Source organism: Ruegeria lacuscaerulensis (genome assembly GCF_013033355.1).
Classification (GTDB): Bacteria; Pseudomonadota; Alphaproteobacteria; order Rhodobacterales; family Rhodobacteraceae; genus Ruegeria; species Ruegeria lacuscaerulensis_A.
Genome location: NZ_WQDY01000003.1, coordinates 327,012 through 342,298 on the forward strand (window position 1 = coordinate 327,012; position 15,287 = coordinate 342,298).

Sequence of the window (15,287 nt, forward strand, 5' to 3'; positions counted from 1 at the left end):
GGAAACGGAGTTAAGCAATGAATGCCAATCGAATGATCGATATGATTGTGCGTCAAGTCATGCGTCGGCTTGTGACAAAAGGCGTCGATAAAGGGTTCGACTTGGCGGGCCGAGTTGGAAAGCCGCAGCAAGGACAGCCTTCTGCCAATGATCTTCAAGCTGCCCAGCATATGAAACAGAACGGCGACCGTCAGGCGCAAAACATGAAACAGATGCAGCGGATGACTCGTCAGATGCGACGGTTCATGAAGTTTTAAGAGACAGCTTTAAAGTGCTTGGATAGTTTCAAGCCCTGTCCCTGATAGTTTGACGCGATGCCTGCCCCATAGAGCTGCGTGGGCATTTCAGCCATTTTTTCGTAGACGAGCCGTCCTACGACCTGCCCATGCTCTAGCACGAATGGGGCCTCATGGCAGCGTACCTCCAATACGCCACGTGACCCTGCACCCCCAGCTGCAGCATGACCAAAACCAGGGTCGAAGAAGCCGGCATAGTGCACCCGGAATTCACCAACCATAGCGAGATAAGGGGCCATTTCGGCGGCATACATTGGTGGGATATGAACAGCCTCGCGGCTGACCAGGATATAGAAAGCGCCGGGATCAAGGATGATACGCCCCTCGGTGGTGCGCACTTCTTCCCAATATTCCTGCGGGTCGTATTCACCAATCCGGTCCAGATCGATCACGCCCGTATGGGGCTTGGCACGGTAGCCCACCAGATCAGTGTCAGGCAGGCGCAGGTCAACTGAAAAGCCAAGCCCATCCTGAATGACCGCAGGTCCATCGACCAGCGGGGACTTGTTGTGCAGCGCGCTCAGTTCTGCGTCGCTCAACACGGCTTGTCCTTGACGGAATCTGATTTGGTTCAAACGCATGCCCGGTCGCACTAGAACCGAGAAGGAGCGGGGGCAAATTTCGGCATAGAGCGGGCCGCGGTAGCCAGCGGGCACACGGTCAAATTCGGCCCCTCCATCTGTGATTGTACGTGTCAGCAGATCCAGGCGCCCGGTCGAGCTCTTGGCGTTGGCCACGGCGGTCACGCTGTCAGGCAGGGCCAGCGATTCCATCAGAGGCACCAGATAGACGCATCCCTTTTCCAGAACCGCGCCGTCGGTGATGTCGATGCGGTGCATCTCGAACTCGGTCAGACGGTCGGCGACGGATCGCCCTTCGCCGGCCAGGAACGAGGCACGCACGCGGTAAGCGACTGTTCCAAGGCGCAAATCAAGGCTGGCCGGTTGTACCTGCGCGTCGATGACCGCTGGGTTAGCAGTAATTTCACCGCGTGCGATCATGCCTTCAATTTGCTGGTTTGGGCATACACCTGTCATCTTGATCCCCCCTGATGCCAGAGCGGGATCTGGCCTGTCTGCCATAAACGTCGGTGTGATTTGGTCGGGCTAGCAGGACTCGAACCTGCGACCTTCCGTCCCCCAGACGGACGCGCTACCAGGCTGCGCCATAGCCCGACGTTGAGGTGTTCATAAAGACTTTCCCGGCGGGGGCAAGAGGAAATCATCGCCTTTTTTCTTATCCCGCGGATCGGTTTTCAATTCTGTTCAGAACGGCACGCAATTCCTTTGCGACGGGTGCAATCCGGCGCAAAAGATCGTCGTCGAAATCGGTTCGTGCCCAGGCACGGGCTGCAATTCCGGAAATCGTCGGAGACCGTTCGACATGGACAGGTGCAACCGCTTCTCGCGGCACAGATGTGTTTCGCGGCGTGGCCGGAGCTGGTTTTGCGGCAGGGCTTTCCTTAGGCGCACCGTGGGTCGTGCTGCTATCTCCCAAGTCCAGAGTGACCTGCTGGCTGGGCTCAGGTTTTGCAGTAAATGGAACCACGACCGCGTCGTTTGCCTTGGCTTCGGGTTCGGCCGTTTCATCAAGCCCCTGCGACAGCGAAGCCACATAAGCCACGCCTTGCTCACGCAGAATGCGCTGCACGCCTTTGATGGTGATCCCATCTTCGTGCAGCAGCTTTTTGATACCTCCAAGCAGGCGCATGTCATTGGGTCGATAATACCGCCTGCCACCCGCGCGTTTGACCGGTTTCACCTGAGTGAAACGGCTTTCCCAAAATCGCAGAACATGGGCCTGAACACCCAGCCAGTCCGCAACTTCACTGATCGTGCGAAAGGCGTCGGGTGACTTGCTCATGGTGTCGCTGTCCTGATGTTACTTGCGGTTCCCAGCTGCGACGCGATCCTTCATCAGGTGCGACGGGCGAAAAGTCAGCACGCGACGCGGCTGAATAGGAACCTCTTCCCCGGTTTTGGGGTTGCGGCCGATGCGGGCAGTTTTGTCCCGAACGCTGAAAGTCCCGAAGGATGAAATCTTGACCTGTTCGCCGCGCACAAGCGCGTCGGACATATGGTTCAGAACGCTTTCGACCAGTTGCGCGCTTTCATTGCGTGAGAGGCCCACCTCACGAAAGACGGCCTCGCTCAGATCCATTCGGGTCAGTGTTTTGTCGCCCATGCCAATTCCCCTGTTGATGGTAAAGCATAGGGTCAGGGCAAATTCACTGTCAATATCAATGAATTGCACGGCTGTGTGTAAGCCGTTTTGCGCCTGTTACCACCGCAGGAGGACAGAACCCCACGCCAATCCACCCCCGATTGCCTCTGTCACTAGCAAATCGCCGGGTTTGAACTGCCCGCGTTGCTTGGCGACGGACATAGCCAAGGGAATCGATGCAGCAGACGTATTTCCGTGGTCCTGAAGCGTCACGACAACGTGATCCATGGGCACGCCCAGCTTCTTGGCGGTGCCCTGAATGATACGAATATTCGCCTGATGGGGAACGATCCAGTCCACATCCTCGTGTCCAAGACCAACTTTTTCCAGGCAAGTTTCGGCAGTGGCGGTCAGACGTTCCACCGCTTGGCGGAAGAGTTGGTTGCCCTTCATGCGAAGAAAACCAGTGGTCTGGGTCGAGACGCCTCCGTCTACGTAAAGCAGGTCTTTGTAGCGGCCGTCGGAATTCAGGTCAGTAGCCAGGATACCGCGATCATCAGCTGTACCAACCCCTTCCTGGCGTTCAAGAATCAAGGCACCAGCGCCATCACCGAACAACACACAGGTGGAACGGTCCGTCCAATCCATGATTCGGGAAAAAGTCTCGGCCCCGATCACCAGAACCCGTTTGACCTGATCCGACAAGATCAGAGCGTTAGCATTGGTCAGAGCGTAGACGAATCCCGCACAAACGGCCTGGACGTCAAAGGCAAAACCTTTGGTCATACCCAACCGTGATTGCACCATGGTGGCCGCTGAAGGGAAGGTCAGGTCCGCCGTCGAAGTTGCCAGCACGATGGCGTCGATGTCATCCGCTGTCAGTCCGGCATCCGCCAGTGCGGCTTCGGCTGCCTTGGTCGCCATGTCCGAGGTGGTTTCACCTTCGGCTGCGAAATGGCGGCGTTCGATACCCGAGCGGGTTTTGATCCACTCATCAGATGTATCAAGCGACTTTTCAAACTCGGAATTCGGAACGATGCGCTCTGGCAAATAATGTCCGACACCTACAACAACTGAACGGCCTGCCATGTTGGGGTACTGCCTTTTTTGTTATTCGCCCGCCTTGGACGGTGCGTGGGCGGCATCTTGTGCAAGCTCGACCGTCGATGCAACCCGTGCCGCCAATTTTTCAGAGAACCCGGATTGCGCCAAGGTAAAGGCCAGTTTCACGGCGGCCGAAACTCCGGTGGCATCTGCACCGCCATGAGATTTCACGACCGTGCCGTTGAGACCCAGGAAAACCCCGCCATTCACACGGCGCGGGTCGATACGTTTCTTCAACCGGTTCAGCGAGGTGATGGCCAGAACCGACGCCAGCCGGGACAAGGGCGAGTACTTGAATGCCTGACGCAGAAGGTCCCCGATCAAGCTGGCCGTGCCTTCGCCGGTCTTGATTGCGACATTGCCGGTAAACCCGTCGGTTACAATGACATCCGCCTTGTCACCGGGGATGTCGCTCCCTTCAACAAAGCCCACGAAATCAAAGCTGGCCTGTTCCGCAAATTCCGAGATCATGGCGTGCGCTTCTTTCAATTCAGCGCGGCCCTTGTGTTCTTCGGTGCCCACATTCAGCAGGCCGATCCGGGGACGCTCTAGCGCCATGCCGTTGCGCGCGTATGAGGCGCCCATCAACGCGTATTGCAACAGGTCCTTCGCGTCGGCGCGCACATCGGCGCCCACATCCAGCATCACGTTGAACCCCTGCGGGTTGCGCGAAGGCCACAGAATCGCGATAGCCGGGCGGTTCACACCCGGCAGTTTGCGCAGCCGTATCATCGACAGCGCCATCAGCGCGCCGGTGTTGCCGCAGGACACTGCACCATGCGCTTCGCCCTGACGCACTGAATCCAGCGTCGACCACATCGAGGTTTGCTTGCCGTTGCGCACAACCTGACTGGGCTTGTCCTCCATCGTGACCACGTCGGTGCAATCACGAAAAACGACGCGCCCGTTCAGGACACGCCGTTTGGCAACAAGCTTGCGAAGCGGGGCTTCAGGCCCGTGCAGGATGAACGCAATATCGGGGTTCTTATCCGCCGATTTGGCAATGCCCGCCACAACAGCGGCGGGTCCCGAATCTCCGCCCATAGCGTCAACCGAGATGGTGATCCGTCCGGCTTGCGAGGGCTGTTCCGTCATGCCTTGGCCTGCGCGTTAAAAGGCTTAGGCCGCGTCTTCGTCCAGGTCGATTTCGTCGGCCTGCGCGACGACTTCGCGGTCATCATAGTGGCCGCAGGACGCACATACGTGGTGCGGGCGCTTCAGTTCGCCGCAGTTTGCGCATTCGTTCGGGTTTGCAGCAACCAGAGCGTCGTGTGCGCGACGGTTGTTGCGACGCGACTTGGAAACTTTGTTCTGTTGGACGGCCATGGTCTCAACCTTTGTCTACTGAGGGTCCGCAGATTCGCTGCCGACCGGGTTTCATTCTTCGTTTTTTACGTGGTTTGACGCGCGTTTAGGGGACGAGCCCCGCAATGTCCAACCCAAATTCCGATGAGCGCGCGAAAATACTGCGATTCTCGACATGTTCAAGCGATTTTTCTGAGGGCGTGCTATGACAGGAAATCTGTCCCGTGTCACTCGTCTTTTTTCAGTGCATCGCGCAGGCTGGCAAGCCCGGCAAAGGGTTTGGCATCTTCATCTGTCATCGCCTGTTTGCCCGGCTCCGTATAGTCGGCCTGTTCCAGTTCCGCACCGTCCTTGCGGGGGTATTGGGGCAGGGCAAGCGACAGGGCCTCGGTCATGACCAGGCCCGGGTCGATCTCGTGGCCCAATGGTTCCGACTCGTCGCCTTGGGGGATTTCGAACTCTTCCTCGTCGGGGTCGGTCCAGTCGGTCAGATAGACCCGCGTGACGGGTATATCGATCCGGGTCGTAACGGGTTCGAGCGTGACCACACAGGGCTGAATCACTGTCGCTCCCAGCTTGCCCGCCAGCACCCAGTCGCGTTTACCCTGAGCCCGGACATCGCCAACAAAGCTCAGCTTGCGCAGGCCCAGCAGGCCCAGATCTTCTCGGATAACCGCAAGCTCTTTGGCGTCAGGGCGCAGGTCAAACGGGGTTGATGTGTTTTGCGGCAGGTCGGCCACCCGCAGAGATGTCTGGTTGCTCATTCGTGACCCTTTCCTGTGTTGAACCGGGGCTGCGGTTTGATGTAAGCGGATAGGGTCCGCAAGGGGCCAAGGCAAGAGGGTGCGCATGTTAAAGGTTGTGAACAGGTTGAAACCGGCGTCCAGAACGCTTGTCTTTACGGCCTGTCTGGCGGTGGCTAGCGCTTGTACACCGATTTTCGAGAATCACGGCTATATCCCTCCGGCAGAGGAACTGGCCGAGATAAAGGTCGGCGTCGATACCCGCGACAGCGTGATCGAGGCGGTTGGCGCTCCCAGCTCCTCTGGTGTAGTGCGGGATTCGGGTTTCTACTATGTGCGCTCGAAGGTGCGCCACTACGGCCCCAAGCGACCCGAGGTGGTCGAGCGTCAGTTGGTTGCGATCAGCTTTGACAAGCGGGGCGTGGTCCGAAATATCGAGCGCTTTGGTCTGGAAGACGGTATTATCGTGCAGCTTGACCGGCGTGTCACCGAGTCGAGCATCGAGGGCACGGGCTTTTTGCGTCAGCTTTTGGGTAATATCGGCAACTTCAATCCGGCAAACATTCCAGGCGCGACCAACTAATTCGTGGTTCTGTCTTGCCGTCGTCATGGGACGGTCACACATAGTGTGATACCCACGCGACAAGTTGAAACGGGTCGGCAACCGCGGAGGATGCGACCATGGCTCTATTGCTTGGCAAAGGCCGATATCGCGCGCGTCTGGCGCAAGACGAACAGGATCTGAGGGCGGCTCAGCGGTTACGCACCCTGGCCTTTGCGACGGATCAAACCGACAGTGACGCGTTTGATCCGATCTGTACCCATGTCCTGGTCGAGGATACCAGATCAGACGGGCGCCTGGTGTGCTGCTTTCGCATGTTCACGATGGAAAATGGGGCCGAGGTCGGTCGCAGCTATTCCGCTCAGTTTTACGATTTGTCCGCACTTGAGGATTTTCAGGGGCGGATGATCGAAATGGGGCGGTTCTGCATCCATCCCGATTGGACTGATCCCGATATCCTGCGCGTGGCCTGGGGGGCGATGACGGCCTATGTGGATCAGAACAACATCGAAATGCTATTTGGCTGTTCATCTTTTGCCGGCACCGAGACAGATAAGTATCTGGACGCGTTCGCAATGCTCAAGCACCGCCATCTGGCGCCGAAACGCTGGCTGCCACGGGTCAAGGCGCCCGACGTGTTCCGCTTTGCCGCGCGTCTGCGGAGGCGGCCTGATTCGAAAAAGGCGATGCTGCGGATGCCGCCCTTGCTGCGCACCTATCTGATGATGGGCGGCTGGGTCAGTGATCATGCGGTGGTGGACCGGCACATGAACACGCTGCACGTGTTCACCGGGCTTGAAATCGGGGCGATTCCGCCGGAGCGCAAACGGTTGCTGCGCGCAGTGGCCGGGTAATCATCGTTGACGCCTGTGCCGTGCCGGTTTAGCTGGCGGGCATGGCGAGAATTCCTTTGTTGCAGATGTCCGGCATTTCCCTGACCTTCGGGGGCGATCCGGTGTTTTCCGAGCTTGATCTGGTGGTTCAACCCGGCGACCGTGTGGCGTTGGTGGGGCGCAACGGGTCCGGCAAATCGACCCTTTTGAAAGTGATGGCCGGTCTGGTCGAACCAGATCAGGGCGACATCGTTGTGCCTCCGGGCAAGTCGGTCGGTTATATGGAGCAAGACCCCGGCATGGAGGGCTTTGCCACGCTGGGCGACTATGCCTCCAGCGGGCTAGAGCCGGGTGAACTGTACAAGGTCGAACGCGCAGGCGAGGGGTTAAAGTTTGATCCAGCGCGCCCGATTGAAACCGCCTCGGGCGGGGAGCGTCGCCGCGCGGCGTTGGCCAAGTTGATGGCCGAAGCGCCCGACCTGATGCTGCTGGACGAGCCGACCAACCATCTGGATATCGAGGCGATTGCCTGGCTTGAACGAGAATTGGGCGCGACCCGTGCGGCTTATGTGCTGATCTCGCACGACCGCGCCTTTTTGCGTGCTTTGACCCGTGCGACTCTGTGGATCGACCGAGGCGCGGTGCGGCGGCAGGAACAGGGGTTCGACGCGTTCGAGGCATGGCGCGACAAGATCTGGGAAGAAGAGGATCAACAGCGCCACAAGCTGAACCGCCTGATCAAGTCCGAGGCGAAATGGGCCGTCGAAGGCATCAGCGCCCGCCGCAAACGCAATCAGGGCCGGGTGCGTGCCTTGCAAGCGTTGCGGGCCGAAAAATCGGCGCAGATCAAACGTCAGGGCTCGGCCGCGATGACGCTTGAGGCGGGGCCGAAATCTGGGCGAAAAGTAATCGAAGCCAAAGGCTTGGCCAAGGCATTTGATGCAAAACCCATCGTGCGGAACTTTGACCTTTTAGTGCAGCGCGGCGATCGCGTGGCTTTTGTCGGGCCCAATGGTGTGGGCAAGACTACGCTGCTGAAAATGTTGCTGGGGCAGGAAATGCCCGATGAGGGCACGGTGACGCTGGGCACCAATCTTGAAGTCGCCGTCTTCGACCAGACCCGCGCCCAGCTGGACCCCGAGATGACCCTGTGGGACAGCCTGACCGGCGACCCCGAGATGCGCGTTTCGGGCAAGGCTGATCAGGTCATGGTGGGCGGACAGCCAAAACATGTGGTGGGTTACCTCAAGGAATTCCTGTTTGACGAACGGCAGGCACGGGCGGCGGTTAAGTCCCTTTCGGGGGGCGAGAAAGCGCGGCTTTTGCTGGCCAAGCTGATGGCCAAAACCTCCAATCTGCTGGTGCTGGACGAACCGACCAACGATCTGGACGTGGAAACGCTGGACTTGCTGCAAGAGCTGCTGGACGACTATGACGGCACCGTTTTGTTGGTCAGCCACGACCGCGATTTTCTGGACCGTGTCGCCACGACGACCATCGCGATGGAAGGTAACGGCCGCGCCACCGTTTATGCGGGCGGTTGGTCGGACTACATCGCACAGCGCGGCGATCTCCTGCCTAAGAAGGAAGACAAATCAAAACCTTCCAAGCCAAAAGTCAAGCAAGAGGCACAGCCTAAGGCGGGTCTGTCCTTCTCGGAAAAACATCGTCTTGAAAAACTGCCTGCCGAGATGGAACGGCTTGAGGCCGAGATCGGCAAGCTTGAGGAACTCATGTCCGACCCCGAGCTGTTCACCCGCGAACCGGTGAAATTCCAGAAAGCAACCGAGGCTTTGGTCGAGCGGCAGGAAAAACTCGCCGCTGCTGAAGAGGAATGGCTGATGCTGGAAGAAAAGGCCGAGGGCGCTTAGGCTGGCAGAGCGCGGGCTGGGTTTCCAACCACGGTCTGCCCGGCGGCGACATCCTTTGTGACCACGCTGCCCGCGCCGATGGTGGCATTGTCGCCGATGGTGATACCAGGCAACAGGATTGCTCCGCCTCCGATCCAGACGTGTTTGCCGATTGTGACAGGCAAACCAACCTCCAGCCCCTGCGCGCGGTCTGCCGGAAGTTTAGCATGTTGGGCGCAATAAATCTGTACATGGGGCCCGAACATCGTATCGTCGCCGATCCGGACCGGGGCCGTATCCAGAACGACGCAACCGGCGTTGAAATAAACTCTGTCACCCAGATAAATGTTCATCCCATAGGCACAGTGAAACGGTGCTTCTAGCAAACAGTCCGCGCCCACATGACCCAAGAGGGTGCGGAGTTCCGGCCCCATGTCGGTGCGCCGGTCCGGTGAGCTGGTGTTGTGCGCATGAACGGCGCGTCTGGCTTGATCGCGCAAGGCGTTCAGTTCCGGGTCCAGACAACAATACCACTGCCCGGCCTCCATTTTCTCGCGTTCGGTCATGAGGCAGGCTTACCGCATCCTGAGCGCACCGTCGATGCGGATGACCTCTCCGTTAAGATAGTCCATTTCCACGATGAACCCGGCGAGTCGCCCGTATTCGCGCGGATCGCCCAGACGAGCAGGGTTGGGCACATCGGCGGCCAGCTGTTGCTGTACCTCTTCAGGCAGCCCAGCCAGCATGGGGGTCATGAAGATGCCCGGCGCAATTGCCATCACACGAATACCCGAGGACGCCAGATCGCGCGCCATGGGCAGGGTCATGCCTACGACCCCGCCTTTCGAAGCCGCGTAAGCGGCCTGGCCTTTTTGTCCATCAAACGCAGCGATTGAGGCGGTATTGATGATCACACCACGCGCGCCATCGGGTTCGGGGTCATTCTTGGTCATCTCGACCGCCGCCAGGCGGGATACGTTGAATGTGCCGACTAAGTTGATGTCTATGGTGCGTTGAAACGCGTCCAGAGGATGTGGGCCCTCTCGTCCAACTGTCTTGACGCCCACAGCGATCCCGGCGCAGTTCACGGCTGCGGTAATGCGTCCCATCCGCTCAACTGCGAAGGCCATTGCTTTGGAAACAGATGCTTCGTCGGTGACGTCCGTTGGTGTGAAATGGCCACCGATCTCGGCTGCGACCTGCGGGCCACGGTCGGCATCGCGGTCCAGAATCGTTACCTGCGCGCCCTTATCCGCGAAATGGCGTGCTGTAGCTTCGCCCAGTCCCGAGGCGCCTCCGGTGATCACGGCGGCGGTGTTCGATAGCTGCATTGCAGGTTCCTCCGAGTGATATGAACAAGTGTTCATTAACTTGGCAACCCCCTCGGTGTCCAGTGATCGAGCATGGGTTTGTTGTGTCTGGGGCGCAAAACCTAAAGGTATTCTCATATTCGGTTAATCCGCCTTTCACGCCCGGTCGCCACTTCGTGACTGAAGAAATTCGGGAATTTGAGTGTTTTGCGATTGGAGGTGCTGTGATGCGAAAATTTTTGAAAGGTAGTGCTTGCGGGCTGCTTGTCGTCCCGTTGGCTGGAGTAATTTATGTAGGCGAGGTCGCTGCTGCGACAGAGACCTGTAACTGGAAAACGGCGCGCGACGCGACCAAACGAGGAGACTACGCGTCTCTGTGCGAATGCGCGCAAGTAACACCCAGCTTTCTGGAACGTCTGCAGCGACAGGCGGATTTCGATACCACGCTGCGGGTCACCAGCGAACAATGCCCGGGCCTGACCGGTTTGCTGACCGATCTTCCGACTGCTTCGATAGGTGCAACGGGTTTGAACGGAGAAAGCCGCAGCAGCGAACAGTTCGCGGATGCTGGTCCCGGAGCAGGGGGCGGCGGCCCCGGTGATGGCGGCGGCGATGGCCCCGGCAATGGTGGCGGCGGCGGTGATGGCCCCGGTAATGGCGGTGGAGGCGATGGTCCCGGTAATGGCGGCGGTGGCGACGGCCCCGGTAACGGCGGCGGCGGCGATGGTCCCGGTAACGGCGGCGGCGGCGATGGTCCCGGTAATGGCGGCGGTGGCGATGGCCCCGGTAACGGCGGCGGTGGCGATGGCCCTGGTAACGGAGGTGGCGGCGATGGCCCCGGTAATGGCGGCGGTGGCGATGGCCCTGGTAATGGCGGTGGCGGCGATGGCCCCGGTAATGGCGGCGGCGGCAACGGCGGCAACAACGGAGGCCCTGGTAACGGCAACGGCAATGGTGGCAACCCCGGCAACGGTGGTGGCAACAACGGGGGTTCTGGTCCGGGCACCGGCAACGGCGGCGGTAACAATGGGCAGGGCGGCGGCTCTGGAAACGGCGGCGGCGGCAACGGAAATGGCGGAAACAACGGAGGCGGCAACGGCGCTGGCGGTCAGGGTAACGGAGGCAACAATGGTGGCCCCGGTAACGGTAATGGAAACAACGGTAACCCCGGCAATGGCGGCGGCAACACTGGCGGTTCCGGCCCCGGCACCGGTAATGGCGGCAGCAACAATGGTCAGGGCGGCGGCTCGGGCGATGGAGGTGGTGGCAATGGCAACGGTGGGAACAATGGCAACCGTGGGAACCGTTAACTTAACCGGCATATGAAATGACAACGGCCACCCTGCAGGGTGGTCGTTTTTTTCAGGAATAGGCGTATGGGTTTTAGCCCAGTTGCACCAAAGCGTGACGTTTCTTCCCGGCGCTCAACTTGATCGGCGAAGACAGTGCGTCTGCGTCGATCATCAACCCTGCGTCAGTCAAGGGGGCATCATCCAGCTTGGCCCCGTTCTCGGCGATCAGGCGCTTTGCTTCTTTTCCGGACTTGGCCAATCCAGACTTCACGATCAGCTGAACAATCGAGGCAGGCAACTCAGCTGCTCCGACAGTCAGGGTCGGAAGATCATCGCCCACACCGCCTTTTTCGAAGACCTCACGCGCGGTTGCTTCGGCCGTGGCCGCGGCCTCGGCGCCGTGCAGCAGGGTGGTGACTTCGTTGGCGAGGCGGATTTTGGCTTCGTTGATCTCGGACCCTTGCAGCGCGGCCAGGCGGTCGCATTCATCGACGGGCAGTTCGGTGAATATCTTCAGGAAACGCCCTACGTCTGCGTCGGTGGTGTTGCGCCAGAATTGCCAGAACTCATACGCGCTGAGCATGTCTCCGTTTAGCCAGACTGCGCCCCCCTGCGACTTGCCCATCTTGCGGCCGTCACTGGTGGTCAACAGCGGTGTGGTCAGGCCGTAGATCTCGTGATCCAATACGCGGCGGGTCAGGTCGATACCGTTGACGATATTGCCCCACTGGTCCGATCCACCCATCTGCAGAACGCAGCTATAGCGGCGGTTCAGCTCTAGGAAGTCATAGGCTTGCAGGATCATGTAGTTGAATTCGAGGAAGCTCAGCGATTGTTCGCGGTCCAGCCGCGATTTTACGGACTCGAAAGACAGCATCCGGTTGACCGAGAAATGCCGCCCGATATCGCGCAGGAAATCGAGGTAATTCAGGCTGTCCAGCCATTCCGCGTTGTTCAGCATCAGCGCGCCGGTCTCGCTGTCATCATAGGACAGGTACTTGGCGAACACCTTTTGCATCCCGGCGATATTTGCGTCGATCTGTTCGGGGCCCAGCAGGGGGCGTTCATCCGACCGGAACGAGGGGTCACCCACCTTGGTCGTACCGCCACCCATCAGCGTGATCGGCTTGTGGCCGGTCTTTTGCAGCCAGCGTAGCACCATGATGTTCATCAGGTGGCCCACATGCAGCGACTGAGCCGTTGCGTCATAGCCGATATAAGCTGTTTGCACCCCGCTGATCAGCGCCTCGTCAAGGCCCTGATAATCGGTGCAGTCGGCGAGAAAGCCGCGCTCGATCATCGTGGCGATGAAATCCGATTTGGGGTGGTAGGTCATATCCGTGCCCTTTGGGTTTATGTTGCGGGGCAGTGTATAGGCGGTGGGGGTGGCAAGGAAAAGGCACCTTTTGCACGAAAAGCGCGGGCCGGGCCCGATGTGGCTTGCACTGTCTTCGCGTTACCGTGCAGGTTGAGGCCAACGCGCCGGATCAACGGGCGTGAGGAACACGAGGGCAAACATGGGTCGGGCGATCAGCAAAACGGGCGCGGTTAGGGCATTGGGCGCCATGTCGGGCACGTCTCTGGACGGTGTTGATACGGCTGTGGTCGAAACCGATGGTGTGCGCATTCTGGGCTTTGGTGCCAGCGGATACCGGGCCTATTCTGATGCCGAGCGTGCGGTTCTGCGGGCCGCGCTGGGCCAGTGGCACGGGCCCGAGGTCGATGCCGCCGCCGAGTTGGTCACGGTTGCCCATGCCGAGGCGCTGTCCGAGTTCGATGAAATTGACTTGATCGGTTTTCACGGTCAGACCTTGGCGCATGAGCCGCGCGGGCGGGGGACGTTGCAGGTGGGCGATGGAGACGGTCTGACACAGGCGCTGGGTGTTCCGGTCGTGTGGGATTTCCGCAGCGACGATGTAGCGATGGGGGGCGAGGGTGCTCCGCTGGCGCCGTTCTTCCATTTTGCCTGCGCCAAGTGGATCGGCGCGACCGAACCCTTGTGCTTCCTGAACTTGGGCGGGGTGGGGAACCTGACCTATGTGGACCCCAGCTTTGACGGCCCTGAGGCCCCTGGCGCGCTGCTGGCGTTCGACACGGGCCCGGCAAACGCGCCCGTGGATGACCTTATGCAGGCGCGGCTGGGCCTGCCGATGGACCGGGACGGCGCGCTGGCTCGCCAAGGGTCGGTCGAGGCGGGTGCGCTGGAGTTGTTCCTGTCCGAGCCGTTCTTTCGCAAAATGCCCCCCAAATCGCTGGACCGGAACGACTTTGCCGAGATGATCCGTCTGGTGCAGGAACTCTCGGACGCCGACGCCGTAGCGACCCTGACCGGCATGTGTGCCGCAGGCGTGATGCAGGGGATGGAGCATTGCCCCAAACCCCCCGCGCGCGTGCTGGTTACGGGCGGAGGCCGCCGCAACCCGGTTCTGATGGACATGCTGCGCGCGGGCCTCGATTGCGCGGTCGAACCGGTCGAGACCGTGGGTCTGGACGGAGACATGCTGGAGGCCCAAGCCTTCGCCTATCTCGCCGTCCGTGTGGCGCGGGGCTTGCCGACCTCATGCCCCGGAACCACAGGCGTCAGCGCGCTTGTGGGAGGAGGCGTAGTGAGTAGTGTCGAGCGTATTGAGGACTCGATTAAGCGTTTTTAGATCACTCTATGTGTCACATCAATAACTATCATTTAGTGTGCTTTATGCAAACAAAGCCTAGATTTATTGGTCTATTGTTGTGAAATGAGTGCACTAAATTCGCGTCAAGTCACATTTTAGTCATTTTCTTTTGTTTGGATTAGATCCTCGAAAATAAACTGGGTGGCGGTATTCGACTAGGCTCGAGGGAGAAGGGTATGCCATCTGAAAACAGTGGAAATTTCCTTGACTACGTGAAGTCATCAGGCGCGGGAGCTTCGCGTCTGCATGAATCCGAAAATAACAAACAATCCATCGGAACTTTGAGCGGTGATCTGCTGATGATCGATGAGTCAGCGGCCGCCAGGGGCAGCAAAGGGCCGCCAGCAGGCATAGGCGGCGGGGGTGAAACCGAAACAGAGGTTGTCACGGACACGTACATCACCGGTCAAGGCGACGGAATCGACGACAGCCTTCAATACAATATTGAAGTCCGGTTTGTAGGTGACTGGCCTGAAGATCTGAAGTCAGTGTTCATTGCGTCCGCAGACTATTTGGCTTCGCTTGTGGATGGCGATATCGAAGACGCTGTCGATGGAGAAGGGAACCTCTACGACGACCTCGTCATCATGGCGGATTTGGATGCCATAGACGGAGAAGGCGGCGTGCTGGGGCAGGCGGGTCCGACCGCAATACGCTCTGATACTGGTTTGCCAGCTTTGGGAGAAATGACGTTCGATGAAGCGGACGCTCTGGCGTATCATGATGCTGGGCAATTCGATGATATTGTTCTGCATGAAATGATGCATGTCATGGGTCTTGGTACGCTTTGGGATTACTACGGTCTGGTATCGACTGTGGTGGATGACAATGGCACCAGACGGCCGACTGATGACATAGTGACCAGCGTTTATACCGGTGATGCAGCGAACTCAGCATATGTCGGCTACTTCACTGAAGACGATTTCTTGTTTGTAGAGACTGACGGTGGGTCGGGCACAGCCGGAGGACACTGGGACGAAGAAGAGTATCAGGATGAGCTGATGACCGGGTATATCGGGTATGTGGCTGATGATGGCTCGTATGATGCCACCAACTATTTGTCAGATTGGTCAGTCGCGTCCCTAGAGGATCTTGGTTATGTCCTTGCGGAAGGTGCGGCTGGCATCGAAAACGAAATCGCACTGGCATAATATTCT

At 59.1% G+C, this 15,287-nt stretch carries 17 protein-coding genes and 1 tRNA gene; 7 read left to right on the top strand and 11 right to left on the bottom strand.

Translation table 11 applies throughout. The features are described 5' to 3' along the window. The first annotated feature begins 17 nt into the window (after positions 1-17). Entirely contained in the window at positions 18-257 is a 240-nt protein-coding gene (locus GOW48_RS07745) for a hypothetical protein (protein ID WP_170752695.1), read from the top strand. Here GOW48_RS07745 and GOW48_RS07750 read toward each other — a convergent pair. The 8 genes from GOW48_RS07750 to GOW48_RS07785 all read right to left on the bottom strand — a co-directional run bounded on the left by GOW48_RS07750 (position 254) and on the right by GOW48_RS07785 (position 5,632). Beyond that, positions 254-1,333: a 2'-deoxycytidine 5'-triphosphate deaminase gene (locus tag GOW48_RS07750; protein ID WP_170354445.1), complete on the bottom strand. Its 1,080-nt coding sequence runs from the start codon at positions 1,331-1,333 to the stop codon at positions 254-256. The genes GOW48_RS07745 and GOW48_RS07750 overlap by 4 nt on opposite strands. Before the next feature lie 61 nt (positions 1,334-1,394). After that, positions 1,395-1,471: transfer RNA gene (locus GOW48_RS07755), tRNA-Pro, on the bottom strand. Positions 1,472-1,532: 61 nt separating this feature from the next. After that, a complete protein-coding gene (locus tag GOW48_RS07760; RefSeq protein WP_170752697.1) occupies positions 1,533-2,159 on the bottom strand; it encodes a MerR family transcriptional regulator in 627 nt (208 codons plus the stop codon). 18 nt (positions 2,160-2,177) lie between these two features. After that, complete coding sequence (ihfA, locus tag GOW48_RS07765) at positions 2,178-2,480, bottom strand: integration host factor subunit alpha (RefSeq protein WP_008755922.1); 303 nt, start codon at positions 2,478-2,480, stop codon at positions 2,178-2,180. A 96-nt stretch (positions 2,481-2,576) separates the two neighbouring features. After that, a complete protein-coding gene (locus tag GOW48_RS07770; RefSeq protein WP_170752699.1) occupies positions 2,577-3,548 on the bottom strand; it encodes a beta-ketoacyl-ACP synthase III in 972 nt (323 codons plus the stop codon). A gap of 21 nt (positions 3,549-3,569) precedes the next feature. After that, the gene (gene plsX, locus GOW48_RS07775; protein WP_170752701.1) at positions 3,570-4,658 is read right to left on the bottom strand and encodes a phosphate acyltransferase PlsX; all 1,089 of its coding nucleotides are present in this window, start codon (positions 4,656-4,658) and stop codon (positions 3,570-3,572) included. Between the two features lie 24 nt (positions 4,659-4,682). Continuing rightward, a complete protein-coding gene (gene rpmF / locus GOW48_RS07780) occupies positions 4,683-4,889 on the bottom strand; it encodes a 50S ribosomal protein L32 (RefSeq protein WP_037316137.1) in 207 nt (68 codons plus the stop codon). Positions 4,890-5,095: 206 nt separating this feature from the next. Beyond that, positions 5,096-5,632, bottom strand: a complete 537-nt coding sequence (locus tag GOW48_RS07785) for a YceD family protein (protein WP_170752703.1) — start codon at positions 5,630-5,632, stop codon at positions 5,096-5,098. An 85-nt stretch (positions 5,633-5,717) separates the two neighbouring features. Here GOW48_RS07785 and GOW48_RS07790 point away from each other — a divergent pair, with 85 nt between their 5' ends. The 3 genes from GOW48_RS07790 to GOW48_RS07800 all read left to right on the top strand — a co-directional run bounded on the left by GOW48_RS07790 (position 5,718) and on the right by GOW48_RS07800 (position 8,877). Next, positions 5,718-6,194 carry an outer membrane protein assembly factor BamE gene (locus GOW48_RS07790; protein WP_170752705.1) on the top strand — a complete coding sequence of 159 codons (477 nt, stop codon included), beginning with the start codon at positions 5,718-5,720 and terminating at the stop codon, positions 6,192-6,194. Between the two features lie 98 nt (positions 6,195-6,292). Further along, a complete protein-coding gene (locus GOW48_RS07795) occupies positions 6,293-7,027 on the top strand; it encodes a GNAT family N-acetyltransferase (protein WP_170752707.1) in 735 nt (244 codons plus the stop codon). 41 nt (positions 7,028-7,068) lie between these two features. Next, a complete protein-coding gene (locus GOW48_RS07800; RefSeq protein WP_234899344.1) occupies positions 7,069-8,877 on the top strand; it encodes an ABC-F family ATP-binding cassette domain-containing protein in 1,809 nt (602 codons plus the stop codon). On the opposite strand, the gene GOW48_RS07805 is transcribed toward GOW48_RS07800, so the two are convergent. Together GOW48_RS07805 and GOW48_RS07810 are read right to left on the bottom strand one after the other, a co-directional pair. Further along, positions 8,874-9,422 (bottom strand): sugar O-acetyltransferase, encoded by a 549-nt coding sequence (locus tag GOW48_RS07805; RefSeq protein ID WP_170752709.1) that lies wholly within the window; start codon positions 9,420-9,422, stop codon positions 8,874-8,876. The two genes, GOW48_RS07800 and GOW48_RS07805, sit on opposite strands and share 4 nt — an antisense overlap. Positions 9,423-9,431: 9 nt before the next feature. Further along, positions 9,432-10,187, bottom strand: coding sequence for a 3-hydroxyacyl-CoA dehydrogenase (locus GOW48_RS07810; protein WP_170752711.1), 756 nt, complete (start codon positions 10,185-10,187; stop codon positions 9,432-9,434). Positions 10,188-10,393: 206 nt separating this feature from the next. Between GOW48_RS07810 and GOW48_RS07815 the strand changes: the two genes are divergently transcribed. Continuing rightward, positions 10,394-11,476, top strand: coding sequence for a hypothetical protein (locus GOW48_RS07815; protein WP_170752713.1), 1,083 nt, complete (start codon positions 10,394-10,396; stop codon positions 11,474-11,476). Between the two features lie 73 nt (positions 11,477-11,549). Here GOW48_RS07815 and tyrS read toward each other — a convergent pair whose 3' ends face one another. Then, the gene (gene tyrS, locus GOW48_RS07820) at positions 11,550-12,794 is read right to left on the bottom strand and encodes a tyrosine--tRNA ligase (RefSeq protein WP_170752715.1); all 1,245 of its coding nucleotides are present in this window, start codon (positions 12,792-12,794) and stop codon (positions 11,550-11,552) included. Positions 12,795-12,975: 181 nt separating this feature from the next. On the opposite strand from tyrS, the gene GOW48_RS07825 reads away from it, so the two are divergent. Then, positions 12,976-14,109 carry an anhydro-N-acetylmuramic acid kinase gene (locus tag GOW48_RS07825; RefSeq protein ID WP_170752717.1) on the top strand — a complete coding sequence of 378 codons (1,134 nt, stop codon included), beginning with the start codon at positions 12,976-12,978 and terminating at the stop codon, positions 14,107-14,109. Positions 14,110-14,306: 197 nt separating this feature from the next. After that, a complete protein-coding gene (locus tag GOW48_RS07830) occupies positions 14,307-15,281 on the top strand; it encodes a leishmanolysin-related zinc metalloendopeptidase (protein ID WP_170752718.1) in 975 nt (324 codons plus the stop codon). Positions 15,282-15,287: the final 6 nt, after the last annotated feature.

Excerpts from the sequence above, each read along its gene's own strand:
- GOW48_RS07790 (WP_170752705.1), top strand. The coding sequence starts at position 5,718 with ATGTTAAAGGTTGTGAACAGGTTGAAACCGGCGTCCAGAACGCTTGTC.
- GOW48_RS07760 (WP_170752697.1), bottom strand. The coding sequence starts at position 2,159 with ATGAGCAAGTCACCCGACGCCTTTCGCACGATCAGTGAAGTTGCGGAC.
- GOW48_RS07750 (WP_170354445.1), bottom strand. The coding sequence starts at position 1,333 with ATGACAGGTGTATGCCCAAACCAGCAAATTGAAGGCATGATCGCACGC.
- GOW48_RS07825 (WP_170752717.1), top strand. The coding sequence starts at position 12,976 with ATGGGTCGGGCGATCAGCAAAACGGGCGCGGTTAGGGCATTGGGCGCC.
- GOW48_RS07815 (WP_170752713.1), top strand. The coding sequence starts at position 10,394 with ATGCGAAAATTTTTGAAAGGTAGTGCTTGCGGGCTGCTTGTCGTCCCG.
- GOW48_RS07795 (WP_170752707.1), top strand. The coding sequence starts at position 6,293 with ATGGCTCTATTGCTTGGCAAAGGCCGATATCGCGCGCGTCTGGCGCAA.
- GOW48_RS07785 (WP_170752703.1), bottom strand. The coding sequence starts at position 5,632 with ATGAGCAACCAGACATCTCTGCGGGTGGCCGACCTGCCGCAAAACACA.
- GOW48_RS07830 (WP_170752718.1), top strand. The coding sequence starts at position 14,307 with ATGCCATCTGAAAACAGTGGAAATTTCCTTGACTACGTGAAGTCATCA.
- rpmF (WP_037316137.1), bottom strand. The coding sequence starts at position 4,889 with ATGGCCGTCCAACAGAACAAAGTTTCCAAGTCGCGTCGCAACAACCGT.
- tyrS (WP_170752715.1), bottom strand. The coding sequence starts at position 12,794 with ATGACCTACCACCCCAAATCGGATTTCATCGCCACGATGATCGAGCGC.
- ihfA (WP_008755922.1), bottom strand. The coding sequence starts at position 2,480 with ATGGGCGACAAAACACTGACCCGAATGGATCTGAGCGAGGCCGTCTTT.
- GOW48_RS07810 (WP_170752711.1), bottom strand. The coding sequence starts at position 10,187 with ATGCAGCTATCGAACACCGCCGCCGTGATCACCGGAGGCGCCTCGGGA.
- GOW48_RS07805 (WP_170752709.1), bottom strand. The coding sequence starts at position 9,422 with ATGACCGAACGCGAGAAAATGGAGGCCGGGCAGTGGTATTGTTGTCTG.
- plsX (WP_170752701.1), bottom strand. The coding sequence starts at position 4,658 with ATGACGGAACAGCCCTCGCAAGCCGGACGGATCACCATCTCGGTTGAC.
- GOW48_RS07800 (WP_234899344.1), top strand. The coding sequence starts at position 7,069 with ATGGCGAGAATTCCTTTGTTGCAGATGTCCGGCATTTCCCTGACCTTC.
- GOW48_RS07770 (WP_170752699.1), bottom strand. The coding sequence starts at position 3,548 with ATGGCAGGCCGTTCAGTTGTTGTAGGTGTCGGACATTATTTGCCAGAG.
- GOW48_RS07745 (WP_170752695.1), top strand. The coding sequence starts at position 18 with ATGAATGCCAATCGAATGATCGATATGATTGTGCGTCAAGTCATGCGT.